This is a genomic window from Pararhizobium sp. PWRC1-1 (genome assembly GCF_049897905.1).
GTDB lineage: Bacteria > Pseudomonadota > Alphaproteobacteria > Rhizobiales > Rhizobiaceae > Pararhizobium.
Genome location: NZ_JAFCXE010000003.1, coordinates 115935 through 140175, shown reverse-complemented (window position 1 = coordinate 140175; position 24241 = coordinate 115935). Strand labels below are relative to the sequence as shown.

Annotated in this window: 28 protein-coding genes; 22 read left to right on the top strand and 6 right to left on the bottom strand. The window is 58.3% G+C overall.

Going from position 1 to position 24241, the window contains the following annotated elements; genetic code table 11:
• The first annotated feature begins 41 nt into the window (after positions 1 to 41).
• From cheT to visR, 6 genes are all read left to right on the top strand, one after another.
• The gene (gene cheT / locus ACP7E0_RS06615; RefSeq protein WP_060500261.1) at positions 42 to 434 is read left to right on the top strand and encodes a chemotaxis protein CheT; all 393 of its coding nucleotides are present in this window, start codon (positions 42 to 44) and stop codon (positions 432 to 434) included.
• A gap of 377 nt (positions 435 to 811) precedes the next feature.
• On the top strand, positions 812 to 1132 hold the full coding sequence (locus tag ACP7E0_RS06610) for a PepSY domain-containing protein (protein WP_426123776.1): 321 nt from the start codon (positions 812 to 814) through the stop codon (positions 1130 to 1132).
• A gap of 28 nt (positions 1133 to 1160) precedes the next feature.
• Positions 1161 to 1766 (top strand): general stress protein, encoded by a 606-nt coding sequence (locus tag ACP7E0_RS06605; RefSeq protein WP_426123775.1) that lies wholly within the window; start codon positions 1161 to 1163, stop codon positions 1764 to 1766.
• A 292-nt stretch (positions 1767 to 2058) separates the two neighbouring features.
• Complete coding sequence (fliF, locus tag ACP7E0_RS06600; protein ID WP_426123773.1) at positions 2059 to 3747, top strand: flagellar basal-body MS-ring/collar protein FliF; 1689 nt, start codon at positions 2059 to 2061, stop codon at positions 3745 to 3747.
• Between the two features lie 931 nt (positions 3748 to 4678).
• Positions 4679 to 5419 (top strand): transcriptional regulator VisN, encoded by a 741-nt coding sequence (gene visN / locus ACP7E0_RS06595; RefSeq protein WP_426123772.1) that lies wholly within the window; start codon positions 4679 to 4681, stop codon positions 5417 to 5419.
• 10 nt (positions 5420 to 5429) lie between these two features.
• Positions 5430 to 6176, top strand: a complete 747-nt coding sequence (gene visR, locus ACP7E0_RS06590) for a transcriptional regulator VisR (RefSeq protein ID WP_426123771.1) — start codon at positions 5430 to 5432, stop codon at positions 6174 to 6176.
• Positions 6177 to 6213: 37 nt separating this feature from the next.
• On the opposite strand, the gene ACP7E0_RS06585 is transcribed toward visR, so the two are convergent.
• From ACP7E0_RS06585 to motA, 6 genes are all read right to left on the bottom strand, one after another.
• Entirely contained in the window at positions 6214 to 6654 is a 441-nt protein-coding gene (locus tag ACP7E0_RS06585; protein ID WP_426124117.1) for a hypothetical protein, read from the bottom strand.
• Between the two features lie 5 nt (positions 6655 to 6659).
• On the bottom strand, positions 6660 to 7736 hold the full coding sequence (gene flhB / locus ACP7E0_RS06580) for a flagellar biosynthesis protein FlhB (RefSeq protein ID WP_426123770.1): 1077 nt from the start codon (positions 7734 to 7736) through the stop codon (positions 6660 to 6662).
• Positions 7737 to 7948: 212 nt separating this feature from the next.
• Positions 7949 to 8980, bottom strand: coding sequence for a flagellar motor switch protein FliG (gene fliG, locus ACP7E0_RS06575; RefSeq protein WP_426123769.1), 1032 nt, complete (start codon positions 8978 to 8980; stop codon positions 7949 to 7951).
• 28 nt (positions 8981 to 9008) lie between these two features.
• Positions 9009 to 9632 (bottom strand): flagellar motor switch protein FliN, encoded by a 624-nt coding sequence (fliN, locus tag ACP7E0_RS06570; RefSeq protein ID WP_426123768.1) that lies wholly within the window; start codon positions 9630 to 9632, stop codon positions 9009 to 9011.
• 60 nt (positions 9633 to 9692) lie between these two features.
• Positions 9693 to 10640: a FliM/FliN family flagellar motor switch protein gene (locus tag ACP7E0_RS06565; protein WP_426123767.1), complete on the bottom strand. Its 948-nt coding sequence runs from the start codon at positions 10638 to 10640 to the stop codon at positions 9693 to 9695.
• A gap of 4 nt (positions 10641 to 10644) precedes the next feature.
• A complete protein-coding gene (gene motA / locus ACP7E0_RS06560) occupies positions 10645 to 11523 on the bottom strand; it encodes a flagellar motor stator protein MotA (RefSeq protein ID WP_113312420.1) in 879 nt (292 codons plus the stop codon).
• Between the two features lie 184 nt (positions 11524 to 11707).
• Here motA and ACP7E0_RS06555 point away from each other — a divergent pair, with 184 nt between their 5' ends.
• The 16 genes from ACP7E0_RS06555 (at position 11708) to ACP7E0_RS06480 (ending at position 24198) form a co-directional block, all read left to right on the top strand.
• The gene (locus ACP7E0_RS06555; protein WP_426123765.1) at positions 11708 to 12487 is read left to right on the top strand and encodes a DUF1217 domain-containing protein; all 780 of its coding nucleotides are present in this window, start codon (positions 11708 to 11710) and stop codon (positions 12485 to 12487) included.
• Position 12488: 1 nt separating this feature from the next.
• Positions 12489 to 13217 (top strand): flagellar basal-body rod protein FlgF, encoded by a 729-nt coding sequence (gene flgF / locus ACP7E0_RS06550; protein WP_426123764.1) that lies wholly within the window; start codon positions 12489 to 12491, stop codon positions 13215 to 13217.
• Between the two features lie 78 nt (positions 13218 to 13295).
• On the top strand, positions 13296 to 14687 hold the full coding sequence (gene fliI, locus ACP7E0_RS06545) for a flagellar protein export ATPase FliI (RefSeq protein ID WP_426123762.1): 1392 nt from the start codon (positions 13296 to 13298) through the stop codon (positions 14685 to 14687).
• Positions 14688 to 14690: 3 nt separating this feature from the next.
• On the top strand, positions 14691 to 15230 hold the full coding sequence (locus tag ACP7E0_RS06540) for a flagellar protein (protein WP_426123761.1): 540 nt from the start codon (positions 14691 to 14693) through the stop codon (positions 15228 to 15230).
• 244 nt (positions 15231 to 15474) lie between these two features.
• Positions 15475 to 15855 (top strand): flagellar basal body rod protein FlgB, encoded by a 381-nt coding sequence (gene flgB / locus ACP7E0_RS06535; protein WP_426124116.1) that lies wholly within the window; start codon positions 15475 to 15477, stop codon positions 15853 to 15855.
• Between the two features lie 5 nt (positions 15856 to 15860).
• Positions 15861 to 16280, top strand: a complete 420-nt coding sequence (flgC, locus tag ACP7E0_RS06530; RefSeq protein ID WP_426123760.1) for a flagellar basal body rod protein FlgC — start codon at positions 15861 to 15863, stop codon at positions 16278 to 16280.
• Positions 16280 to 16615 carry a flagellar hook-basal body complex protein FliE gene (locus ACP7E0_RS06525; protein WP_113312425.1) on the top strand — a complete coding sequence of 112 codons (336 nt, stop codon included), beginning with the start codon at positions 16280 to 16282 and terminating at the stop codon, positions 16613 to 16615. The genes flgC and ACP7E0_RS06525 overlap by 1 nt, the downstream gene beginning before the upstream one ends.
• A 12-nt stretch (positions 16616 to 16627) precedes the next feature.
• Positions 16628 to 17416 (top strand): flagellar basal-body rod protein FlgG, encoded by a 789-nt coding sequence (gene flgG, locus ACP7E0_RS06520; RefSeq protein ID WP_426123758.1) that lies wholly within the window; start codon positions 16628 to 16630, stop codon positions 17414 to 17416.
• A gap of 18 nt (positions 17417 to 17434) precedes the next feature.
• Positions 17435 to 17956, top strand: a complete 522-nt coding sequence (gene flgA, locus ACP7E0_RS06515; protein WP_426123757.1) for a flagellar basal body P-ring formation chaperone FlgA — start codon at positions 17435 to 17437, stop codon at positions 17954 to 17956.
• A 47-nt stretch (positions 17957 to 18003) separates the two neighbouring features.
• Complete coding sequence (locus ACP7E0_RS06510; RefSeq protein WP_426124115.1) at positions 18004 to 19068, top strand: flagellar basal body P-ring protein FlgI; 1065 nt, start codon at positions 18004 to 18006, stop codon at positions 19066 to 19068.
• Positions 19065 to 19610, top strand: a complete 546-nt coding sequence (locus ACP7E0_RS06505; protein WP_426123756.1) for a MotE family protein — start codon at positions 19065 to 19067, stop codon at positions 19608 to 19610. Before ACP7E0_RS06510 ends, ACP7E0_RS06505 begins: the two co-directional genes overlap by 4 nt.
• Entirely contained in the window at positions 19607 to 20317 is a 711-nt protein-coding gene (flgH, locus tag ACP7E0_RS06500; protein ID WP_426123754.1) for a flagellar basal body L-ring protein FlgH, read from the top strand. The genes ACP7E0_RS06505 and flgH overlap by 4 nt, the downstream gene beginning before the upstream one ends.
• Positions 20318 to 20365: 48 nt before the next feature.
• On the top strand, positions 20366 to 20911 hold the full coding sequence (locus ACP7E0_RS06495; protein WP_426123753.1) for a flagellar basal body-associated FliL family protein: 546 nt from the start codon (positions 20366 to 20368) through the stop codon (positions 20909 to 20911).
• A 7-nt stretch (positions 20912 to 20918) separates the two neighbouring features.
• The gene (gene fliP / locus ACP7E0_RS06490; protein WP_113312432.1) at positions 20919 to 21656 is read left to right on the top strand and encodes a flagellar type III secretion system pore protein FliP; all 738 of its coding nucleotides are present in this window, start codon (positions 20919 to 20921) and stop codon (positions 21654 to 21656) included.
• A gap of 320 nt (positions 21657 to 21976) precedes the next feature.
• Complete coding sequence (locus ACP7E0_RS06485) at positions 21977 to 22942, top strand: flagellin (protein WP_426123752.1); 966 nt, start codon at positions 21977 to 21979, stop codon at positions 22940 to 22942.
• A gap of 290 nt (positions 22943 to 23232) precedes the next feature.
• The gene (locus ACP7E0_RS06480) at positions 23233 to 24198 is read left to right on the top strand and encodes a flagellin (RefSeq protein WP_426123750.1); all 966 of its coding nucleotides are present in this window, start codon (positions 23233 to 23235) and stop codon (positions 24196 to 24198) included.
• Positions 24199 to 24241 lie beyond the last annotated feature (43 nt).

The following is a 24241-nucleotide window of genomic DNA, read 5'->3' as shown; positions in this document are numbered from 1 at the left end:
GTGTTCCCGGACGGCATTTGTTGCCAGCGTGAGGGCGTGTAATGCTGACTGAAATGAAGAGCCATATGCCTCACGTCGATGAGGCGCTCCCGGATGTGATGATGCGCATCGTTTCGGAACTCTATGATGTGGCTTATCTCATCGAGCGGATCGAACCGATGCTCAGCGATATTCATGGCGAGGCGGTCTTGGAATCGCCTGACAGGATAAAGGTCCTGCAGGGTATCGATCTGGCCGTCCAGAAGACGCGCGGTCTGGCCGAGTTCATCGACACCGTCACTGCGGCCATCCCGCAGTCCTGGCTGGTGGACGTGACGACGGCGCTGAATCTGGTCAAGCTTGCCGACATGCAGAAATCGCTCGGCAATGGCATGCTGCGTCACGGCCATTCCCAGCCGCTGACCGAGGCTGCCGGCGATTTCGAGGCTTTTTAGCCCTCACCGACTTCTCCCTGCTTAATTTTACCGCCGCCTCGACAATCGTCTTGAGCGGCGGTTTTGTTTTTGGGCCGGTCGCGGAATGCGGATGTTTTGAGCCCGTACCGCTGGTGCCGGATGACGTTCCTAAGCGCCATAATTGTTGTGTTCTAGCGATGCAAACAGAGGTGCGCGACCTGCTTATCAGCCCTTGGCACGTGGCATTCCGGGGCGCCGTAAAATCCGTCAATCTGCTGGGGGATCTGCTGCAGAAGGAACTAATATGTCGGAATCGTTACGGTTTTTTTGCCGTGGACAACAAAACAACGCGGAACTTTATGGCGATTGGAGGGTTTTGTCGACGAGGGTCATTTAACGATCCCAAGGAGATCCCAGTGAACAAATTTATCATCGCATCGTCGATCGTCGCCCTGTCTGCATCGTCCGTATTCGCACAGGCAGCAACGCCTTCCGCCAATCCCAACGGCGACACGCCGGCAGTCGCAACCCCGTCTGATCAGAACACCACCGCACCGGTTGAAGGCGCAAACAGCTTCACCGAAGGTCAGGCCAAGGACCGCATCGTCGAAGGCGGCTATGCCGACGTTACCGAGCTGAAGCTTGATGACAAGGGTGTCTGGCAGGGTAAGGCCACCAAGGACGGCAAGCCCGTGATGGTGTCCCTGGATTATCAGGGCAACATCGTCGCCAAGTAAGCCAAAAACAACATCAAGGAGAAACACCATGACAAAGACCGTTACAGGACTTTTCGACCAATATGCTGACGCGAGCGCCGCTGTTGACCAGCTGAAGGCCGCCGGTATTTCAGACAATGACATCAGCATCGTTTCCAACAACGCCGATGGCCGCCACAAGGGTGACAACGATGTTGCCGAAGACGCTGGCACTGGCGCCGGCATCGGCGCAGCCGTCGGCGGCGTTGGGGGGCTGCTGACAGGTCTCGGCATTATGGCAATTCCCGGCGTCGGTCCGGTCGTGGCTGCGGGCTGGTTGGCTGCAACGGCTGCTGGCGCTGTTGCTGGTGCCGTAGTCGGCGGAGCTACCGGTGGTATTATCGGTGCGCTGACGGATTCCGGCGTCGATGAGCGCGATGCGCATGTCTATGCTGAAGGTGTCCGCCGTGGCGGAACGCTGGTAACGGCGAAGGTTGATGATGCGCGCGCCGCCGAGGCTGAAGCAATCCTCAAGCGCTCGAACTGGGTTGATCTACCCGCCCGCCGGACGGCATACGAAGGCCAGGGTTGGAACGGTTTTGACGATACTTCAAAGCCTTACACCCAGGCCGAAATCGATGCGGACCGCGCCCGTTATCCAGACCGTGTTTTGTAATCTGACATCGTTGTGATCGAAAACTGCCCGGGGCCGTCGAAAAACGGCTCCGTTCCGCATGGAGTTCCGCAATAGAAGGTGCTGTCTGCTTTCCCGACGTTTGGGCGGGCCAAGACAAGTTCGCGCAAGTTTCGTTTTCTAGTGTGCCAATCGGGACTGGTAGATTTGCGCGTGATTTGACGAAGCCACATGCGCCAGATCGATCAGCAACCCGAATGTTTGGATCTGCACATGTTCACTCCCCAGGCGATGTTGTCTGAACGGAACATGTGCCACTGGGTGCGGAAACAGAATGAATCTGTTGGATCAACTTTCGACGGTCACGAAAAACCTGGCCAGTCTCGGGCAAAGCAAGCTCATTGCGCTGATTTCAGCCGGTGTCATCGCGGTGGCGATCGTTCTCGCTGCCGGGCTTTACGTCAACAAACCCTCCTACGAAACGCTGTATGTCGGGCTGGAAAGCAACGACCTCAACCAGGTCAGCGTTGCTCTTGCCGAAGCCAACATCAATTTTGAAGTTGGCGCCGACGGAGCGAGCATTCAGGTTCCGGTTGGCATGACGGGCAAGGCGCGCCTGTATCTGGCTGAGCGCGGACTGCCCAACAGCGCCAATGCCGGCTACGAACTCTTCGACAATGTCGGTTCGCTCGGCCTCACCTCCTTCATGCAGGAAGTCACCCGCGTCCGCGCCCTTGAAGGCGAAATCGCCCGCACCATCCAGCAGATTTCCGGGATTTCCGCCGCCCGTGTCCACATAGTAATGGCCGATCGCGGCAGTTTTAGAAAAGCCGAGCAGAACCCGACCGCTTCGGTGATGATCCGTGCCAGCGCCAATATCGGCCGAAATGCCGCAGCCTCGATCCGCCATCTGGTGGCTTCGTCCGTTCCGGGCCTCGGCATCGATGACGTAACGATCCTTGATTCGACTGGACAGCTCCTGGCTTCCGGTGACGATCCTGCCAATAGCGCCATGAACCAGTCGCTCGGCATCATCCAGAACGTCCAGAGGGAAGTCGAAAACAATATCGACAAGGCTCTGACGCCTTTCCTCGGCATGGACAACTTTCGCGCCAGTGTCACCGCCAAGCTGAACACCGATACCCAGCAGATCCAGGAAACGGTCTTCGATCCGGAATCGCGCGTCGAGCGGTCAACCCGGGTCACCAAGGAAGAGCAGAAATCAAGCCAGCAGCAGGCCGACAATGCAGCGACCGTTCAGCAGAACGTTCCGCAAGCTGCTCCAACAGGCGGCGCGGCCGGACCGCAATCGAACGACCAGACGGAGAAGAAGGAAGAGCAGACCAACTACGAGATCAACTCGAAGACCGTCGCCACCGTCAAGAGCAGCTATACACTGGAAAAACTCTCCGTCGCAGTCGTGGTCAACCGCGGCCGGGTAGCCGCCATGATCGGCGAAGGTGCCGACCAGGCGAAGATCGACGCCTATATCCAGGACATGCAGAAAATCGTCGCCTCTGCCGTTGGCCTCGACCCGGCGCGTGGTGACATGATCACGCTGACGGCCATGGATTTCGTCAACACGCAGCTGCTCGATGAAGCGGTAGCTGGCCCCGGCATCATGGAAACGCTGACCCGCAATCTCGGCGGCATCATCAACGCACTCGCCTTCGTCGCAGTGGCCTTCGTGGTCGTCTGGATGGGCATGCGTCCTCTGGCCCGCTCGATGGGCCTGGGTGGCCGGGGTACAGCGCTCAACGATAACGAGCCGGTCGGCCTGGAACTGCCGGACTTCTCGCCCGCCGCAAACGGTGGTGCTGGGGGCGCGCTGATGGAGGGCTTCGGTTCCGACTTCGGCTTCGACAGCACCGACGACCTGCTCAGTCTTGGCGACGACAGCGACGGCGGTTTCAACCGGCGCGTCAAGGAAGGCCCGGAACGCAGGCTCGCCCGCATGGTCGAAATCAGCGAGGAACGCGCTGCCAAGATTCTTCGCAAGTGGGTCGCCGAGAAAGCGGCCTGATAAAAGCCCCTTCCTTATCTTGATCAAGAGACCCGCCAGGCCCTGGCGGGTCTTTCAGTTTGCACAGGATAAATCTTTTTCGGCGCGACAGTGGCCTGATGCAGTGTGTCTTCATCTCCATGGCTTTCCTTTGCCGCCCGGCCGATCCGCAAAACCATGCACGAAAATCGGCAGCATCGATCCCTTGTCGAAAATAGACTCGCGGCGGTTCTCTGTATTGTCGCGGCACGGCGACGTGCCCGCAAGAATCGAGGTCTGCCCGACTGGAGTCATCATGGGGCTCTGGATTCGTTATATTTAACAAACTGTTAATTTTTCTCAGTGGAAAAATCGGTTTGTCTGCGGTTTTGCCAGTGGCAGCGTATGTATTGATTCCGCGATTCCGTCCGGATTCAGGATAGTCTAAATATTACATTGGAAATATTTGCGATTTAACTTCCGGTTCTGTCTTTGCCAGCCAATTTAGACGATGCCTATGGCTGATGTAATTCCGCAACATCGTAAGGAACAAATAAAAAAATGAAAACTTGACAAATTCGACCGGTGGACAAAACGATGATTTGTTTGGAGGTTTTAAACCGCTAGGGCAGGCATCGCGCGGCCTTCGAGAAGGAAGACGGCGCGTCACACTTCAATGGAAAGCTGAAAACCAATGTTGTTACAGCATGTTAAAATAAAGAGAGTATCGATTCAGCTTTGTGTGTCGTCGTGCAAATCAGATTTTAACGAATCGTTTCATGCTTTTTGTCAAAAGTAAATCCCGAAATGCGGGCAGTAGTTTTTCACAGAGAGCGATGTACATTTATGTAGTGATTCGCAGACTGATTTCTTAAGTGTCGGGGAAAGGCGGAAAAGCCTCGATGCGATCGCCAGCGGCGGCGGCGAAAAGTGCTGGAATGAGCACGGGCGGATCCATCACGGGGGTAATGTCATGGATGCTCTACAAACGGAAGTTGCGATCTGGCCTGCGCCAATCGCTGGTGTGCGTGGCGTTGGGCGGCCGGTTTCCAAGGAACAGCTCATTCGCAGGCTGGGCGAATTCGCCGAGCGCGGCAATCTGGGCAAGGGGCTGGCTGCCCTGACGGAATATGTCGGCGCCACTCATTATCTGCTCGCGCGGTACGATCTGTCGCAGGATGAAGGTCTGGATTTCGTGGTGTGTTCCGACTGGCCCTTCGACGTTGTCAAGCGTCTCGGCAAGGTCATGTCGCAACTTCATTCCAAGACGAATGAAATGGAGAAATGCCTGTCGGTGATGCAGCCGGTCTTCATGAGCCTGCCCGATGACATCGACATTGCCCGTGGCACCAGCCGTGAATATTGCTCGATCACCTTCAATGTCGGGCGTGCCCGTCTGTCGCTGATGCTGCTCTTTCCGCAAGATGTGATCCTCTCGCAGGAAAGCCTGCGCGATGTCGGCCTGCTGACGGGATATTTCGCCAGCTTCACCACCGAACGGGGTGCACGCACCGACCGTGATTTTGAACTGACGGAACGCGAACTCGAATGCCTGTTCTGGATCGCCGAGGGCAAGACCAGCGACGAGATCGCGGTCATCCTCGGTATCTCGCGCAACACGATCAACAATTACATCACCAGCGTGATGCGCAAAACGGCGACGAAGACCCGCTCCGAGGCTATCGCCTACGCCGTTCGCAACAATCTCGTCTAGGAGGCCGGTCATGACCTATTTCCTCCCCCATGCACGCACCGGCGATGATGCCAAGGCCGGCAGGCAACAGGCAAGGGCCTCAAAGGCTGCGACGCTCGTGGCGCGGCTGCAGGCGATGCAGAAGCAGATCAACGCCAAGAACTTTGCCGTTCTGCGGCTGAACGGAAACGGCCTTCCGGCCACACGCAAGCTGAGCTGCGTCCTCGACAACTGGGGCGTTGATACCGAGGCCATGGCGCATGAGCTGGTTTCGGCCTATGGCGGCGAGATGCTGGCGCATTTGGATACGTCACTGCTGCCGATCCTGTGGAATGGCATGGGCGAGCATCAGGCGGCGGAGACCCCGGATTTCGGGCGCTTTACCCAGCGCCTGACGGCACGGCTCCTGCCATATTCCGGCCTCGCGCTGCCAGTCCGGCTTGGGGCCCAGGGCAACGGCTACGTCGTCTTCCTGGGAAGCTATATCGACGTACCGAGCGAGGTGATCATCGATCTGCATGGCCGAAGCTGCCAGATCATGACCGACCTTCTGGGCGCAGACGAACGCCGCATGCTGCCGTCGGAATCGCTGAGTGACCGAGAAATCGGTTGCCTTCAGATGGCCGGCGATGGCTATATCAGCGAAGAGATCGCCGAGAAGATGGGGCTTTCCGTCCATACCGTGAATGCCTATCTCGGTGCGGCCACGACCAAGCTGGATTCGGTCAACAGAATCCAGGCGATCGCCAAGGCAATCCGTCTCGGTTATATCAGCTAAAGGGATTGTTTCGGCCGTCATGGCCGGAATCCGAAGCTCAGCCCGCAAGAGCGGTCGGATAGGATTTGACGAATTTCGCTGCGTTCAGGCTCTGGGCCAGGAACGCTGTATTCTCGTCGGGATCATTCGAAGGGCTTTGAAAGGCGATGTGGTTGATTTCCAGGCCGGCCGAGTCCTTACCTAAAGCCAGTTGAGCATAGACGGTGACGCCATCCGGCTTCAATTCGAGATCAAGCGTAATTTCCGGCTCCGTGCCCCAGTCCAGGGAATAGTTGCCACCGATGCCGAAGTTCACGGTACCGGGAAGAAAATAGAGTTCCGCGGCCGACGACACCAGGTCCGCCAGGCTCCCATGCGATTCAAAACGCAGCATCGCGATAAAGTCGGCGGCATCGATCAACCGCAATTCCGTCGCAACAGGACGGATCGCGTCGGCTACTATTTTCTCGCGTTGTTCCGAATATTCGCATTTTTTCATTGGGATCACGTCATCCGTTTCGGCTGCGTTGCATAGATCCGGTGAATCAGTTCGGCGACCGCCTTGTAAAACACCGGTGGAATCACACTATCCACCGAGACTTGCGCAAACATTGAGCGTGCGAGAGGCGGGTCTTCAAAAACGGGTATGCCGTTTTCTTCTGCAATCTCACGAATCTTCAGCGCGACGAGGTCCTGACCCTTGGCAACCACCACCGGGGCATCGCCTTCTTCGCGTACATAGCGTAGCGCAACGGCATAGTGGGTCGGGTTGGCGATGACGAGAGTGGCGCGGGGAACCGAGGTGATCATGCGCCTGCGAGCGCGGTCGCGGGCGATGGACCGCAGCCTTGCGCGTATGATCGGATCGCCCTGGGACTGTTTCAGCTCTTCCTTGACCTCCTGCTTCGTCATGCGCAGTTCGGTGTACCAGTGATGCCGCGTCCAGAAGAAATCGGCGATGGCTATGACGGCTGTCGAGATCAAAATGACGACCATGATCTGATTGAAGTCGTTCGAAATCGTCGAAAAGATCGTCAACGGGTCCGAGAACATCGAATCGAGCGTGGCGTAATAGTCGTTCCAGAGTGTCAGCACGATAATAAGCGAAACGACCGCAACCTTTGCGAAGGCCTTGGCGAATTCGACAAGACCCTGAATGCCATAGATACGCTTGAAGCCGCCGATCGGCGAAATCCGGTTCATCTTCGGCGCTATCCGGTCAAGGACGGGGCTGGGCAGGTTCTGCAGAATGGAAGAACCGATCCCGAACACGATGAGCAGCACGAAAAACGGGATGAGCAAGGCTCCCGCCTTCCAGAACAGGTGCGAGACGAGCGCAACGACGTCAGTCGCCGTGTTAATGCGCCAGGCTTCCGGCTGCTCGAAAATGTCCTTCAGCGATTCCGCGACCGTGACGAACCCTTGCGGCAGGAAGAAAACGATGAAGATATAGATGGCGACGACCGAGGCGAACATGGTGACTTCGCGCGAGAAAGGCGTGTTGCCTTTTTCGATGGCGTCGCTCATTTTTTTCTCGGACGGCGATTCGGTTTTACTGTCTTTGTCCTGATCGTCCGACATCGGATGAAGACCTCTTGTCTCTGGCGGCAGCAGTCTTTGCTGGCAGGCCTGTTGTGAGCCGGGCCAGCAGGGCATGCAAGAAAGATATACGTGGAAACCCGGCGCTTCACAGAAAGTAGGTGGGAACCGGGGCTCCTGACGACAAAACCCTCAACCGGAACCGGTTAAGGGCCTTTGTGTCTCAGCTGGATGATGGAAACCGTCGGGGCCGTTTAAGCCGCAGCCGCTTCCTTTTCCTTTAGTTCGATCTGGCCGCTGGCGGCGAGACGGATGGCTTCCTGCGTGATAGAGCGGCGGGCAATGGCAATATCGCGCGGATTGATGCCGGCGTCGCCGGCAGCGAGATCCGATTCGATCATACGGCGCTGACGGGCGCCGATCGATGCGAGGACCGATTCGCGCAGTTCCATGCTGGAGCCGCGCAGTGCCATGGTGATGATGTCGCCGGACACGTCGTTGAACAGCTGAACACGGCTGCGCTGCGGCATGTAGAGAACGTCGTCGAAAAGGAAGATCTTCGGACGAACCTTCCGGACCGATTCGGTGCTGAGTGTTTCGAGCGACGCAAGCAGCGTATCGACCTGGGTCTTTTCCAGCTCGTTCATGACTTCGGCGATCTTGATCGATCCGATCGAGTTCTTTTCAGCGTCCATCTCGCGCATCATCTCGACCACGCGGGCCTCGATGATCTGGGCGGCCTTGGGGCTGACGCTCTTCATGTTGACGGCACGGTTGATGATGTCGGCACGGCTGCTTTCCGGCAGCTGCAGCAGGACCTTCGCACCGAAGGTCGACGGCATCATCGACAGGACATAGGCGATTGTCTGCGGATGTTCCTTGCCCAGGCTCTGGGCGACGAAAGCCGGGTCGGAATCCTGCAGGCGGTCCCAGATATTGGCTTCATACGCGGCAAAGGCGGTGCGGCGGCCGAGCAGGCCGTCGACTTCATCCGGCGTCAGGCCTTCTTCGAGGATGCCTTCGATGGCCTTGGCGTTGTCCATCAGGCCGGCACCTTCGGTGAACAGGTCCTCGAACTCGTTCACCAGGATTTCAAGCTCGTGCGGGGGGATGGACCTGAGCGACTGTGCCGAAGCGATGATGCCCTGCAATTCGCTCTGCGTGAAGAATTTCAACAACTTGCCGGCAATGGGCTTGCCCATTGCAAGGAGAACCGCAGCGGCCTTGTCCATTTGGGTGAGTGGCCGGGTGGGCGCCGAAGCCTCGAAATTGTCGAAATCCATCATGGATTGATCCTCATGACCCTAACCGGGTTCAAACTTTACTGGTACCCTTGATTTCGATGAGTTTTACACCGAAACGTGTTTCATCTTCGTCGAGAACGGTGATTTCGCCGCGGCCGATGACCCTGCCGTTGACGACGATGTCCACCGGTTCGCCGATCCTGCGGTCAAGCGCGATCGTCGCACCTTCCGTCAGGTTCATCAGGCCGGAGACCTGCATGCGGCTGGTGCCGAGAACAATCTGGACATCAATCGGGATATCCATGATCAGGTCGAGATTGGCCGTCATACCGCTGCCGGGCTCGCCGGCAGGCTGGTCTTCGAAGGTGTCGCCACCGAATGCTTTTCCGCCGAACGAACCGGCGTCGAAGGCTGGTGCAGCCGAAGTCTCCGCCAGATCGGCGAAACTGTTGCTGGCGCCAAAATCGCCGCCGAAGCTGCTGAGATCATTTTCGGCTGAAAATGTGCTGCCGAAATCCGAGGTTTCGCCGACCGTCGAGGTGGCGGCGAAATCCATGCCGAAATCATTGTCCAGCGCGGTCCCGGTGGCATCGCTTTGCAGGACGCCACGCAGATCGTCGATGGCCTGATCGAGCTCGGCATCGCCGCCGCTCAGGATCGCCTGGTCTTCTATTGGTGCTTTCTTCGGTGCCATGTGCAAACTATTCCAGTTGAAACTTGCCCCAACCATGCTGCCGGGTAAGGCAGGGGGTTTTTAACTCATCAGGTGGTGGAGAATGTCGCTCTCCGAACCGTGGGTATCCTTGATCCGCACCGTGTATTTCGTGCCGGATCGCCCGAATTCGCAGATATAGAGATCGCGGCCGTTGGCGTTGATCTCGACGCGCACATCCTTGGCGTCCTGGAACGGAATGACATCGCCGGGCTGAAGGCGGCTGATGCTGTCCAGCGTCAGGCTCTGAAGCTTGATGCGCGCTTCGAGGCTTACTGTGGAACGGCGGACCTGCTGTTCGAGCTGCTCGCCCCATGCGCCCTTGGCCTTGCGGCCCTGGCCGACGCCTTTTGGGAAAACAACAGCCGTTTTCAGAAGAGTCTGCTGCGGCACGATGATCGAGAAGGTCGAAAGAACGGGGCCGAGGCCTATCGTCACGTTGATGCAGGCGGCGTAAACGTCTGCGACGTCCGGATCCGCTGCGGGCCGCTGGCTGGCATTGTAGGGCCGTCCGACCACCCGTTCGAAACTACCGGCAACCGTGACAGCCGATTTCAGCACGTCGGCGACCTTTTCGAAGATCATCGTGGCAACATCGAGCTCGATGTTCGACAGCGACCGGGGCTTGGGTTCCTCGATGGTATTAGCCGGCGCACCGAGCAGGATTTCCATCAGCGTGATGATCACCGGGCTATCGCAGCTGATGACGAAATCGGGGCACCAGTTGCGCAATGTCGTGTCGCACAGGGCAACGCCGTTGCCGAGGTTGGCGATCAGTTCGCTCTTCAGGCCCGTATCGAAACCGGCATAGCCGATCTCGATATCGAGACCGGTTTCGTTCTGGAAAATGTCGGGCAGGAACTCGGCAAAGACATGGCCGAGATCGCTGCATAGCTTGCTGATAGTCTTTGTATCCCCGAGTGCGCCGGTCATCCGGGCGAGCAGCTTGCGGTCGAAGGTGTGGACGTTGTTCGTGGTCGCTGAGGTCATCGGATCAGGCCGCCTTGCTTTCGCCGCCGCCACCGGGGTTCATCATTTCCTGCTCGACCGCGTCGATCGAGGGACGCTCGTAAGCCGAGATGGTCTTGCGGCCGTATTCGAGCGCAACCTGGGGAACCGAGCCGTTCATGTAGGCAAGCAGCGTCTGCTTGACGATGATGTAGAGGCGGTTCTGCTTGTCGCGGACGGCCTTGATATTGGCGATCACGGGGCTGGCGATACAGTAGGACAGGAAGATGCCGAGCATGGTGCCGACGAGGGCGGCTGCGATCTTGCCGCCCAGAACTTCCGGCGATTCCGAGATGGCGCCCATCGCCTTGATGACGCCGAGAACGGCGGCGACGATACCGATGGCCGGGAAGGCGTCGCTCATGGTCGTCAGCGCGTGATAGGGCTTCATCTTGTCGTGGGTGATCGTGTTGATTTCCTCGTCCATCAGCGCCTCGATCTCGTGCGAGCGGGCATTGCCGATGATGATGAGGCGGACATAGTCACAGATGAAGGCCGTCAGTTCCTTGTTCTTCAGGACCGTCGGGGCCGACTGGAAGATCGAGGATTCATCAGGGTTGTCGATATGGCTTTCGATCTCGTTGCGCGACTTGGTGCGCAGGTCGCGCATCAGGCTGTAGAGAACGCCCAGCGTGTCGAGATAATTGCGCTCTTTCGGAACCTTGTGGGTGAAGGCCTCGCCGAGTGCCTTGCCGGTATCCTTCAACACCTTCATCGAATTGGCCATGATATAGCCGCCGATACCGGCGCCACCGATAATGACAAGCTCGAAGGGCTGGTTCAGGACCTCCATATGGCCGCCCATGGCAATGAAGCCGCCGAGGATACAGCCCATTGTCAAAAGGAGCCCGATGATGATGTTCATTTCGATACCTGCCGCAATGATGGATTTTCGACGGTATCGTTAGGCCGCCAGCCTTGCGTGAGGCTGGCTGTAGACCACATTTGCCAGCCTTGCGGGGAAACAGGTTCGCGCAAGCAACAGCCGTCAGGTTCCCGCTCAATCGGCGCGCGGTGCGTCATGTCTATTGGATGAACGGGGAAACGTCGTGACGACGACTTATACCAGCTACCAGATGATAGCAGGCAACCTGACCAAGTCGCTGGAGCGAGTGTCCGAGCAACCGGATGTGGCGCGCGAAACCGAATATTATCTGGCCAACATCGGCAACGTCAAAACGATCGACGACTTCTTCGCCGATACGCGGCTTTATAATTACGCCATCAAGGCGCACGGCCTCGAAGACATGGGCTACGCCAAGGCGTTCATGCGCAAGGTCCTGACCGAGGGTGTCGACACGGACGATTCCTTTGCCAAGCAGCTGACCGACAGCCGTTATTCGGATCTGGTGGAATCGCTGAACTTTGCCCGCAACGGCACGGCCGCGACATCCTTCGACAAGGCCCAGAAGGGCGTCGCCGACAAGTATGCCCGCCAGACGCTGGAGCAGACGGCTGGCGAAGACAATGCCGGCGTTCGCCTGGCGCTCTATTTCGAACGCACAGCGCCGTCGATCACCAGTGCCTTTGGACTACTGGCTGATGATGCTTTGGCGCAGGTCACCCGCACCCTGTTGCAAATGCCCGACGAGTTTGCCGCTGCCGATATCGACAAACAGGCGGCGGCGATCGACAAGGCGATCGACATCAAGGATTTCAAGGATCCGGCCAAGCTGTCGAAACTTCTCGAACGTTTTACGGCCCTTTGGGAAATCAATAATTCTTCGGATACCTATGATCCGCTCGCAGTCTTCGGATCATCCAGCGGTTACGGCATTTCCTCTGATCTCCTCCTTTCCATCAATACACTGAAACTCGGGGGACGCTGAAATGCAGACCGGTATGTATGTGGCCGTCTCGTCGCAGATGGCGCTTGAAAAACGCATGAACACGCTGGCCGACAACGTCGCCAACTCCAGCACGGTCGGCTTTCGTGCCACGGAAGTGAAGTTTAACCAGATGCTGGGCGATACGAAGCCGACAAAAGTGTCGTTCGTTTCCGAAGGCCAGGAATTCCTCAACACCAACAATGGTGGTCTCAACCGCACGGGCAACCAGCTGGATTTCGCCATCAAGGGCGATGCCTGGTTCCAGATCGAAACGCCAGGTGGCGGCCAGGCTCTGACCCGTGACGGCCGCTTCACTCTGACGGAAACCGGCGATCTGGTCACTCTGCGCGGATATCCAGTTCTCGATGCCGGTGGTGCGCCGATCCAGCTCGATTCGCAGGCCAGCGAAATCAAGGTCGGCGCCGACGGCTCCATCCAGCAGGATGGAAGACAGGTGGCGGCACTTGGTCTTTACGAAGCTAATTTCAGCAACGGCTTCATGCGCCACGATAACAGCGCCGTCATTCCCAAATCCGGGGCTGAGCCGGTCGTCGATCGCTTCGATGTCGGTGTGATGCAGGGCTATCTCGAGGAATCCAACGTCAATCCGGTGCAGGAAATGTCGCAGCTGATCATGGTATCGCGCGCTTTCGAGAACATTACGGCCCTGATGCGCGACAGCGAAACGTCGATGAGTGAAGCGATCAAGACGCTCGGCGGCAGCAAGTAACGCACCTGATCGTTTCAAACGACTGACGCCTCGCCCCCGAACAATTGAGAGCGGGCAGGGCACATGGCAGGAACCGGAATGCAGAACGAGAAGCTCCAGATTCGCAATTCCTCGACCTCGCTTGCGGCACTCGCAGGCCTGGTCGGGCGTTACTCTAATCCGGAGTTTTCGATCGCGCCGGGCGGGCATGTCCAGTCCATCTCGGCAGGTTACTATACGGTGACCGGGCTTTCCCGCCATGTTCGCCTCGGCGATTTCGTCGCCCACAAGAGTTCGACGGGTGTGCACCTGGGTGAAGTCGTCAAGGTTGAGCAGGAAACGGTGGTGGTCTGCCCGATCGAGCCGGGCGACCCAATCGGCATCCATGATACGGTGATCCGCAAGGGTGCCTTCCGCATCGCACCGACCGAAAGCTGGTGCGGCCGCACGATCAATTCGCTCGGTGAGCCCATCGATGGACGCGGCCCCCTGCTGCAGGGCGATATCCGCCGGCCGATCTCCAATACCGCGCCGCCTTCAATGACTCGAAAGCGTGTTGAACATGGCTTCCGCACAGGTGTGCGGGCAATCGATATCTTTTCTCCGCTCTGCCTTGGCCAGCGTCTCGGCGTCTTCGCCGGCTCCGGCGTCGGCAAATCGACGCTGCTCTCGATGCTCGCCCGCGCCGATGCTTTTGACAAGGTCGTCATCGCGCTGGTCGGCGAACGAGGCCGTGAAGTGCGCGAATTCATCGAGGATACGCTCGGCGACAACCTGTCCAAGTCGGTTGCCGTGGTCGCGACCAGCGATGAAAGTCCGATGCTGCGCAAGATGGCGCCGCTGACCGCCGTGACCATCGCTGAACACTACCGTGATCAGGGTGACAACGTCCTGTTGATCGTCGACAGCGTCACCCGTTTTGCCCATGCCATCCGTGAAGTTGCCACCGCATCGGGCGAGCCGCCGATTGCGCGCGGATATCCGGCATCCGTTTTCACCGAATTGCCGCGATTGCTGGAGCGCGCCGGACCGGGTGCTGAAGGAGCAGGGACGATCACCGCGATAATCTCTATCCTCGTCGATGGTGACAACCACAACGATCCAATTGCTGACTCGACGCGCGGTATTCTCGACGGTCACATCGTCATGGACCGCAGCCTTGCCGAGGAAGGCCGCTATCCGCCGGTCAATCCGCTGGCCTCCGTCTCGCGTCTGGCACGCAAGGCGTGGACGCCGGATCAGGAAAAGCTCGTCGGCCGCCTGAAGTCGCTGATCCACCGTTTTGAGGAAACCCGCGATCTGCGCCTGATCGGCGGCTACCGGCCGGGTAGCGACCCCGATCTGGATATGGCGATCAAGCAGGTCCCTGTCATCTACGACATTCTGAAACAGACGCCCGGCGAGCCGCCGGCCTTCGATGCGTTCACTGACCTTGCAAATGCGCTGAAGGCGGCCGCCAACGTCGGTCAGGCCGGAAATATGCGGAGGTAAGCCATGACAGATTATGATGCCGATGAAATCGTCCCGCAGCGCAAGCTTGGCGAACGCACGCCGCTGATCGACAAGGCGCTGGGCGCGACGGGTGTGGCCCTTGCCGCGATCGCCACGTTCTTTCCCTGGTATGCCTTTCTGCATCAGGACAAATTCTCGATGCCGACGTTGTGGCAGGGCAACACGCGCGATGTGCCGGGCCGCGAAGGCCCCGGTGGTTCCGCATCACCCACGGCCATGATGGAGTCCGACGCGGCGACGCAAGCGGCCATTGACCAACTGACGACGGCCACGGTTCCCACTGCCGGCGAGGCCAAGAAGCCCGGCGTTCAGGAGGGGCTGGAGCAGCCATTCCCTTCCGCCACCGGCTTCAAGCTGATGCATGTGGCCAACGGCCGCGCGCTGATTGAAGATAGCAGCGGCATGTATATTGTCCGCATCGGCTCGGCCTTGCCGGACAACAGCCGCCTTGCAACGCTGGAACAGCGTGACGGGCGCTGGGTGATGATCACCTCCAAGGGCGACGTCTATCAGGCTGATTGAGCGGCCGACCCTCATTTCCATGCAATGATTGCATTTATCCCGGGTTGGCGGGCAGGCTGGCGGTTCATGTCGCGGCCTGCGCCTATCCAAATTCCGGACTTTCCAGCACGCCAGGCTCACTTCTGACGGTGGATATACCGTTTTCAAGACGCATGCGTTCGCGGCTTTTTCAATACGCTATCCAATTCAGTCCCACGCAAGATTGCTTGCCTAGGTTCTCCAGCAACAAGCATGGAGTCGCATGATGCAACCTATACAGCTTTTCGATCTCGCGTCCCGGCAGGCGCAATGGCTGGCAGTCCGCCAGAACGTCGTGGCCGGAAACATCGCCAACGCCAATACGCCGCACTACGCGGCCAAGGACGTCAAACCGTTCGAGAGCGTTCTTCAGCAAACCGGTTTCCAGATGGCTGCCACCAATCCCGCGCACTTCACCGACGGCAGCAACGCGGCCCAGGTGACGGAAACCAGCATGCTCACGGATGCTGAGGTTCAGCAGTCCGGCAACAGCGTCAGGCTGGAAAAGGAACTGATGAAAACGGGTGAAGTCAAACGCGATTACGAGCTGAACACCGGGCTCGTCAAAGCGTATCACCGGATGATGCTCATGACGGTACGGAAATAACAGCCATGGATCCTCTGGTTTCAGCTCTCAAGGTTTCGGCCTCCGGTCTCGAAGCGGAATCGACGCGTCTGCGCATCGTTTCGGAAAACATCGCCAATGCCCGCTCGACCGGCGACGCGCCCGGCACCGATCCCTACCGCCGCAAAACAGTCAGTTTCGCCGCGGAAGTCGACCGGGCCAGCGGGGCCTCCACCGTCGAGGTTCAGCGCCTTGGAACTGACGATTCCGACTTCTCCGTCGAGTTCGATCCGGGCAACCCGGCCGCCGATGGCAAGGGCATGGTCAAGCTGCCCAACGTCAACGTGCTGATCGAAATGGCCGACATGCGGGAAGCCAATCGCTCCTACGAAGCCAATCTCCAGACCACGAAGCAGGCACGCGACCTGATTTCTGCAACCATCGACCTCCTGAGGGCTTCGCAATAATGATCGACGCAATCAAAACCATCAGCGCGGCCATCTCGACGGTCAAAGACGTGACTTCGACGTCGAGCGCCTCGTCCGCCCAGAGCATCCTCGGCGGCGCGGCCGCAGCCGGAAAGTCGCAGAGCTTTGCCGAAGTCATGGGCAGCATGGCGACCGAAATGACCAACAGCCTCAAGCAGTCGGAAGTCAACTCGATCCAGGGTATCCGCGGTGAAGCCAATACCCGCGAAGTTATCGATTCCGTCATGAATGCCGAGCAGTCACTGCAAACCGCCATCGCCATCCGCGACAAGGTGGTCAGCGCCTATCTCGAAATCGCACGTATGCCGATCTAAAGGAAAAATGTAATGAAGGCTCTTTCGATCGCCGCGACAGGCATGAACGCCCAGCAGCTGAACCTGGAAGTGATCGCGAACAACATCGCGAACATCAATACAACCGGCTACAAGCGTGCGCGGGCGGAGTTCTCCGACCTTCTCTACCAGACCGAACGCGCCCAGGGCGTGCCGAACCGCGCCAACCAGGCGATCGTGCCGGAAGGCGCCATGATCGGTCTTGGCGTGCAGACCTCCGCTGTTCGCAACCTGCATATTCAGGGAAGTCTGGTCAGCACCGGCAACGACCTCGACATGGCACTGATCGGACGTGGCTGGTTCCAGATCGAGACACCGGATGGCGAAACGGCTTACACGCGCGCCGGCGCCTTCAACACCAATGCCGACGGCCAGCTCGTCACGATCGACGGTTACACGGTCGTTCCTGCAATCACCGTGCCGCAGAATGCCAGCCAGATCACGGTCAGCGCGTCCGGCGAGGTCTCGGTTCGCGTCGGCAACGATACGACCCCGACCGTTCTCGGCCAGCTCACCATTGCCAACTTCGTCAACGAGGCAGGCCTCGAGCCGCAGGGTGACAACCTCTTCAAGCAGACGCCGGCCTCCGGTGAAGCGGTGATCGGTACCCCGGCAGATCCTGGCTACGCGCAGATCAAGCAGAAATATCTTGAGGCGTCGAACGTCGATCCGGTCAAGGAAATCACCGACCTGATCTCCGCCCAGCGCGCTTACGAAATGAACTCCAAGATCATCCAGGCCGCCGATGAAATGGCTGCGACGGTCAGTAAGAACCTGAGATAAAAGAGGGGAATGGCAAACATGACGTTTCGCCGGATTGCCAATGCATCGTTCGTGATGACGGCTGCTACTCGCGGAAGTTTCCTTCTGCGGGCGCTGGCCGTCACCGGGGCCATTTGTGCCGGCCTGATGTCGGCAGACGCCGCGCGCGCGGAAAAACGCATGGCCATCATTCCGACCCAGACGATCTATCCGGGCGAAGTTATCGATGCCAGCCGTTTGGAAGAGGTCGAGGTGACCAATCCTGCTCTTACGGGCGACTACGCGACCTCGGCGGAGCAGGTTACCGGCAAGGTGACCAGCCGCACTCTGCTTCAAGGGCGCGTCATTCTCGTTTCCGCTTTGCGGGAACCCTATGCGGTTGAGCGTGGCAAGGCGGTCCGGATCGTCTTCAGCAATGGCCCCCTGACGATCACAGCCGGCGGTGCGCCGCTGGAAAACGCCGCGGTCGGTGACCTGATCCGCGTGCGCAACACCGATTCCGGCATCATCGTTTCCGGAACGGTGATGGACGATGGTACAATTCACGTGGTGGCAAAATGATCTTTCGTATCGGCAAATTGTGCCTGGCACTCGTCGCCGTCCTTTCCATGGTGATCGTGCCTGCCGGGGCCGCGTCGCGCATCAAGGACATCGCATCATTGCAGGCCGGCCGGGAAAACCAGCTGATCGGCTATGGCCTGGTAGTAGGCCTCCAGGGAACTGGCGACAGCCTGCGCTCCGCACCGTTCACGGCTCAATCACTGCGCGCCATGCTGCAGAATCTCGGCATTTCGACGCAGGACAACGAATCCCGGTCGAAGAATATCGCCGCAGTTCTGGTCACGGCCAATCTTCCTCCTTTTGCGAGCCCCGGCAGCCGTATTGATGTGACTGTCGGATCGCTTGGCGATTCCACCTCGCTTCGGGGTGGCACGCTGGTCATGACATCGCTTTCGGGTGCTGACGGGCAGATCTATGCAGTGGCTCAAGGGTCTGTCGTCGTGACCGGTTTCAGCGCGCAGGGTGATGCTGCATCCGTAACACAGGGTGTGACGACATCTGGCCGCGTCCCTAACGGCGCCATTATCGAGCGCGAGTTGCCGGCCAAGTTCAAGGATGGTTTCAATCTGGTGCTGCAATTGCGCAACCCGGACTTCTCGACAGCTGTCGGCATGGCTGCAGCGATCAATAACTATGGCAAGAACCAGTTCGGCGGCAGCCTGGCGGAAGCACGGGATTCGCAGTCGGTCGTTATCGACAAGCCGAAAATGGCTGATCTTTCCCGTCTAATGGCCGATATCGAAAACCTTGTCGTCGAGACCGATGTTCCAGCGCGTGTTGTTATCAACGAGCGAACGGGCACGATCGTCATCGGGCAGGATGTGCGCATAGCGCAGGTGGCGGTCAGCTACGGCACATTGACGGTGCAGGTCACCGAGACCCCGACCGTCGTGCAGCCGGAGCCATTCTCGCGCGGCCGCACCGAGATCGAGCCGAATACGACGATCCAGGCGTTCGAAGAGGGCGGTACGGTGGCGATCCTCAACGGTTCGAACCTGCGCTCGCTTGTTGCCGGTCTCAACAGCATCGGCGTCAAACCCGACGGCATCATTTCCATTCTCCAGGGCATCAAGACAGCTGGTGCCCTCCAGGCGGAGCTCGTCCTGCAATGATTGCACACAATCTTCCCGGCACATCAAAAAGCCTGAGCCGCCGCCTGATGCTGATCGCTGCCGGCTGCACCATGCTGGCGATGCCCGGCGCCTTCGCGCAGGAAGTTGCAGCACCTGCAGTTGGTATCCCGGCCAATGGCGGCGAAATCCAGCAGTTCTGCACCAATATCGCCGACGCGGCCAGGGACCAGCGTTACCTCCTGCAAAAGAAAGACCTCGAGAGGCTGCAGTTCGATATCGACGAACGCATCGTGACGCTCGAGAAGCGCCGCTCCGAATACGAGGACTGGCTGAAGCGCCGCAACGATTTTCTCAAGCAAGCCCAGATCGGTCTGGTGGGAATCTACAAGACAATGAAGGCGGATGCGGCGGCGGCCAAGCTGGAGCTCGTCAATCCCGGCGTCGCAGCGGCGATCCTCATGCAGCTTCCGCCGCGCCAGTCGAGCTTGATTCTCAGCGAAATGAGCAATGAGAAGGCAGCGGTTGTCACCAACGTCATCTCCAGCGCCACAGACCCGGACACATCGAAGGAACCGTCATGAGATATCCGATTTCGGTTCTTCTCGCCGCCAGCCTGCTTTCGGGCTGCCAGAACCAGACATTCAACGAAATTGGCCGGGCACCGGCCATGAGCCCGATCGGCAGCGGCCTGCAATATGCGCAGACGCCGCAGATGGCGATGTATCCGAAGGAACCGCGCCAGGTCATGAACGGCTATTCGCTCTGGAGCGACAACCAGTCAGCCCTATTCAAGGATGCCCGCGCGCTGAAAGTCGGCGATATCCTGACCGTCGATATCCGTATCGACGACAAGGCATCGTTCGACAACAAGACGGACCGCAGCCGGACCAACGACAGCGGGTTCAAGATTGGCGCGAACGGCCAATCGGAATCGAGCGATTTCGGCTGGAAGGGCGGGCTGGACTACGGCTCGAACACCAAGTCCAAGGGCGAGGGTACGACCGAGCGCTCCGAAAAGTTGGTCCTTCTCGTCGCCGCCGTCGTCACCGGGGTGCTTGAAAACGGCAACCTGTTGATCAGCGGTTCCCAGGAGGTCCGGGTCAACCATGAAATCCGCATTCTCAATGTCGCGGGTATCGTCCGGCCCTACGACGTCGATGCGAAGAACATGATCTCTTACGAGAAAATCGCCGAAGCGCGCATCTCCTATGGTGGGCGCGGCCGCCTGACCGAGGTGCAGCAGCCGCCATGGGGTCAGCAGGTGATGGATATCGTTTCGCCGATCTGACGGCTCGACCGCGTCGCACAAGCGGCCAACTCTTGATGGATTTTGAAGATGGAAGAAGCCGATCTCGCCAATGCCGGCCCGAAGAAATCATCGCCGGTTATCATGATCGCAGCGCTCGCGGTCCTGACCTTGATCGCGGGCGGCGGCGGCTGGTTGATTGGCGGCATGCTGGCGCCCAAACCGCTCAGCACCGAGGAGGCCAAGATCGTCGAGGAAGCCAAGGCCGCAATCGCCTTGAAAAAAGCCGGCCAGAAACCCGAGGGCGAGGCTTCGAAAAAGGACGAAGGGTTGCCGAAAATCGCCACCGAAGCCAATGGCGTCGTTCAGCTGGATGCGATCACCACCAACCTTTCCTATCCCACTGAAAACTGGATCCGGCTTGAAGTTGCCCTGCTTTTCAAGGGCGCGCCCGATGTGGTGATGGCCGAACAGATCCATCAGGACATTGCTGCCTATCTCAAAACGGTGTCGCTGCAACAGATACAAGGACCGCGCGGATTCCAGTATCTGAAGGATGACATCGAGGAACGGGTTGACCTGCGCTCCGAAGGGCGCGTAACCAATGTCATCTTCAGGACATTTGTTATTCAATGATTCGCTCATGATCCGGACTATCGCATTCATAGCCGCCATGTTGGCGATGTCGGGTATCGCGGGAGCGCAAGGCTTTCCCGCTGATATCCTCAACACGCCTATCGACGGCTCGGTCGCTTCCTGGATCATCCGCACATTCGGTCTGCTGACCGTTCTGTCGGTAGCCCCTGGCATTCTCATCATGGTGACGAGCTTTCCCCGCTTCGTCATCGCGTTCGCGATCCTGCGCACGGGCATGGGTCTTGCCACGACGCCGTCGAACATGATCATGGTCAGTCTGGCACTGTTCATGACCTTCTACGTCATGGCCCCGACTTTTGACCGCGCCTGGCAGAACGGCGTCAATCCACTCCTGGAGAACCAGATCAATGAAACGGAGGCGATGACGCGCATCGCCGAACCGTTCCGGGAGTTCATGCTCGCCAATACCCGCGATAAGGACCTGCAGCTGTTCATCGACATCGCCAAGGAGAAGGGACAGACTGTCGTCGTCGGCGACAGGGTCGATCTGCGTGCTGTCGTGCCGGCCTTCATGATTTCGGAGATCAGGCGCGGATTCGAGATCGGCTTCCTGATCATGCTGCCGTTTCTGGTGATCGATCTGATCGTCGCCACCATTACCATGGCGATGGGCATGATGATGCTGCCGCCTACCTCCATATCGCTGCCGTTCAAGATCCTGTTTTTCGTTCTCATCGACGGCTGGAACCTGCTTGTTGGCAGCCTTGTGCGATCTTTCAACTGATCTCGCCCGCTTGGTTAACGGATCGTCTCTTTTTAGACCGGACGTTCCTTGCGCAGAAACAGCCAAATAATTGAATTATATATATAATTATAAAATCTCTGTAACCTCGGCCACGCGCTGAGGCGCCTGGTGCCGTACGCATATTCGCGCCGCACTTAAACATATGGCAACATTTCTCTGCGACATTACCCTCACATAACGGATTTGGATTTCCTGACTAACAGGAGCCGAGTGGCATGATGCCGAGCCGTTATCACCGGTAAGTATTTTAGTCCGGTATGTCCCCAATCTTGTATTTTGTAACTAGAGGGACAACCCCAATGACAAGCATCCTGACAAACTCTTCTGCAATGGCAGCACTCTCGACGCTGCGCTCCATCAGCTCGGACATGGAAACGACCCAGGGTCGTATCTCTTCGGGCCTGAAGGTTGGCAACGCTTCTGACAATTCTGCCTATTGGTCGATCGCAACGACCATGCGTTCGGACAACAAGGCTCTTTCGACTGTTCAGGACGCTCTCGGTCTCGGCGCTGCCAAGACGGATACCGCCTACACCGGTCTGAACGCCGCCATCGACGTTGTCTCCGAAATCAAGGCCAAGCTGGTCGCTGCTCGCGAACCGGGCGTTGACAAGACCAAGATCAACAAGGAAATCACCGAGCTCAAGAACCAGCTGGTTTCGACGGCAACTTCGGCTTCCTTCTCCGGTGAAAACTGGCTCTACAACGACACGACAACTGCAGTCGGCACCAAGGAAATGGTTGGCTCGTTCACCCGTTCCGCTTCCGGCACGGTTTCGGTCGGCGTTCTCTCCTTCGACGCTTCGACTTCGGTTCTGATCGACACCAAGACAGCTGCCAACGGCCAGCTGACCAAGGGTATCGCTGTCACGCAGCCAAGCGGCACGACGACGACGACTGCAACCTACAACCTGATCGTCGCTGCCGGCACGACGGCTTCGACCACCTCGACCACAATCGAGCTGACATCGACGACCACCGATGACAACATCGAAGGCATGATCAGCGCCGTCGACAAGATGCTGACGAACCTTACGGACTCGGCTGCAACGCTCGGCGCCACCAACAAGCGCATCTCGATGCAGGACGACTTCATGGCCGACCTTATGGATGTGATCGACAAGGGTGTCGGCCGCCTCGTTGACGCTGACATGAACGAAGAGTCGACCCGCCTCAAGGCTCTGCAGACACAGCAGCAGCTCGGCATCCAGGCTCTCTCGATCGCCAACTCGGACTCGCAGAACATCCTGTCGCTGTTCCGTTAATCGAAAACGGCGCGGCCCGGCCATCCCCCCCAAACGGCCGGTCCCGCGACCTACAGAAAACCGCATCTCGAAAGAGGTGCGGTTTTTTCTTTTGGGAAGATTTTCTCTTTCTCCAAAAAATATCCAAACCTTTAGGTTTTCCTTAACCATGTTGGTGTTTTCTATGGCCATCGAAACAGCGGGTTAACCAAGAAATTTAACGCGTTAGCAGGCATGAAGCTGGCCGCTGTTTCCCCGGTAACGACCGGAATGTCCCTTCCATTTCACCTGTTCAAAAGGGGCAGTTTACTATGACGAGCATTCTCACCAATTCGGCTGCAATGGCAGCACTCTCCACCCTGCGTTCGATCAACGCTGGCATGGAAACGACCCAGGGCCGCGTCTCCTCCGGCCTGCGCGTCGAAACCGCTGCCGATAACGCCGCCTACTGGTCGATCGCAACGACCATGAAGTCGGACAACAAGGCTCTTTCGACTGTTCAGGACGCCCTCGGTCTCGGCGCTGCCAAGACGGACACCGCCTATACCGGTCTGACCAACGCCATCGACGTTATCTCGGAAATCAAGGCCAAACTGGTCGCTGCTCGCGAACCGGGCGTTGATAAGTCGAAGATCAACAAGGAAATCACCGAACTCAAGAACCAGCTGGCTTCGACCGCACAGTCGGCTTCCTTCTCCGGTGAAAACTGGCTCTACAACGATACGACAACTGCAATCGGCACCAAGGAAATGGTTGGCTCGTTCACCCGTTCCGCTTCCGGCACCGTTTCGGTCGGCGTTCTCTCCTTCGACGCTTCGACGTCGGTTCTGATCGATACTAAGACGGCTGCCAATGGCCAGCTGACCAAGGGCATCAGCGTCACGCAGCCAAGCGGCACGACGACGACGACTGCAACCTACAACCTGCTCGTTGCTGCCGGCACGACGGCTTCGACCACCTCGACCACAATCGAGCTGACCACAACGACCACCGATGACAACATCGAAGGCATGATCAGCGCCGTCGACAAGATGCTGTTGAACCTGACGGATGCAGCGGCAACGCTGGGTGCCACCAACAAGCGCATCTCGATGCAGGACGACTTCATGGCCGACCTGATGGATGTGATCGACAAGGGTGTCGGCCGCCTCGTTGACGCCGACATGAACGAAGAGTCGACCCGCCTCAAGGCTCTGCAGACGCAGCAACAGCTCGGCATCCAGGCTCTTTCGATCGCCAACTCCAACTCGGAAAACATCCTCTCGCTCTTCCGTTAATAGGACCAGGGAAAAGGATAGCGCTGGCGGGCAGCCTTCAACG

What these genes read in the sequence shown, in the direction of transcription:
- cheT (WP_060500261.1), top strand. Translation starts at nt 42, where the DNA reads ATGCTGACTGAAATGAAGAGCCATATGCCTCACGTCGATGAGGCGCTC.
- ACP7E0_RS06605 (WP_426123775.1), top strand. Translation starts at nt 1,161, where the DNA reads ATGACAAAGACCGTTACAGGACTTTTCGACCAATATGCTGACGCGAGC.
- fliF (WP_426123773.1), top strand. Translation starts at nt 2,059, where the DNA reads ATGAATCTGTTGGATCAACTTTCGACGGTCACGAAAAACCTGGCCAGT.
- visN (WP_426123772.1), top strand. Translation starts at nt 4,679, where the DNA reads ATGGATGCTCTACAAACGGAAGTTGCGATCTGGCCTGCGCCAATCGCT.
- visR (WP_426123771.1), top strand. Translation starts at nt 5,430, where the DNA reads ATGACCTATTTCCTCCCCCATGCACGCACCGGCGATGATGCCAAGGCC.
- ACP7E0_RS06585 (WP_426124117.1), bottom strand. Translation starts at nt 6,654, where the DNA reads ATGAAAAAATGCGAATATTCGGAACAACGCGAGAAAATAGTAGCCGAC.
- flhB (WP_426123770.1), bottom strand. Translation starts at nt 7,736, where the DNA reads ATGTCGGACGATCAGGACAAAGACAGTAAAACCGAATCGCCGTCCGAG.
- fliG (WP_426123769.1), bottom strand. Translation starts at nt 8,980, where the DNA reads ATGATGGATTTCGACAATTTCGAGGCTTCGGCGCCCACCCGGCCACTC.
- fliN (WP_426123768.1), bottom strand. Translation starts at nt 9,632, where the DNA reads ATGGCACCGAAGAAAGCACCAATAGAAGACCAGGCGATCCTGAGCGGC.
- ACP7E0_RS06565 (WP_426123767.1), bottom strand. Translation starts at nt 10,640, where the DNA reads ATGACCTCAGCGACCACGAACAACGTCCACACCTTCGACCGCAAGCTG.
- motA (WP_113312420.1), bottom strand. Translation starts at nt 11,523, where the DNA reads ATGAACATCATCATCGGGCTCCTTTTGACAATGGGCTGTATCCTCGGC.
- flgF (WP_426123764.1), top strand. Translation starts at nt 12,489, where the DNA reads ATGCAGACCGGTATGTATGTGGCCGTCTCGTCGCAGATGGCGCTTGAA.
- fliI (WP_426123762.1), top strand. Translation starts at nt 13,296, where the DNA reads ATGCAGAACGAGAAGCTCCAGATTCGCAATTCCTCGACCTCGCTTGCG.
- ACP7E0_RS06540 (WP_426123761.1), top strand. Translation starts at nt 14,691, where the DNA reads ATGACAGATTATGATGCCGATGAAATCGTCCCGCAGCGCAAGCTTGGC.
- flgB (WP_426124116.1), top strand. Translation starts at nt 15,475, where the DNA reads ATGCAACCTATACAGCTTTTCGATCTCGCGTCCCGGCAGGCGCAATGG.
- flgC (WP_426123760.1), top strand. Translation starts at nt 15,861, where the DNA reads ATGGATCCTCTGGTTTCAGCTCTCAAGGTTTCGGCCTCCGGTCTCGAA.
- ACP7E0_RS06525 (WP_113312425.1), top strand. Translation starts at nt 16,280, where the DNA reads ATGATCGACGCAATCAAAACCATCAGCGCGGCCATCTCGACGGTCAAA.
- flgG (WP_426123758.1), top strand. Translation starts at nt 16,628, where the DNA reads ATGAAGGCTCTTTCGATCGCCGCGACAGGCATGAACGCCCAGCAGCTG.
- flgA (WP_426123757.1), top strand. Translation starts at nt 17,435, where the DNA reads ATGACGTTTCGCCGGATTGCCAATGCATCGTTCGTGATGACGGCTGCT.
- ACP7E0_RS06510 (WP_426124115.1), top strand. Translation starts at nt 18,004, where the DNA reads ATGGTGATCGTGCCTGCCGGGGCCGCGTCGCGCATCAAGGACATCGCA.
- ACP7E0_RS06505 (WP_426123756.1), top strand. Translation starts at nt 19,065, where the DNA reads ATGATTGCACACAATCTTCCCGGCACATCAAAAAGCCTGAGCCGCCGC.
- flgH (WP_426123754.1), top strand. Translation starts at nt 19,607, where the DNA reads ATGAGATATCCGATTTCGGTTCTTCTCGCCGCCAGCCTGCTTTCGGGC.
- ACP7E0_RS06495 (WP_426123753.1), top strand. Translation starts at nt 20,366, where the DNA reads ATGGAAGAAGCCGATCTCGCCAATGCCGGCCCGAAGAAATCATCGCCG.
- fliP (WP_113312432.1), top strand. Translation starts at nt 20,919, where the DNA reads ATGATCCGGACTATCGCATTCATAGCCGCCATGTTGGCGATGTCGGGT.
- ACP7E0_RS06485 (WP_426123752.1), top strand. Translation starts at nt 21,977, where the DNA reads ATGACAAGCATCCTGACAAACTCTTCTGCAATGGCAGCACTCTCGACG.
- ACP7E0_RS06480 (WP_426123750.1), top strand. Translation starts at nt 23,233, where the DNA reads ATGACGAGCATTCTCACCAATTCGGCTGCAATGGCAGCACTCTCCACC.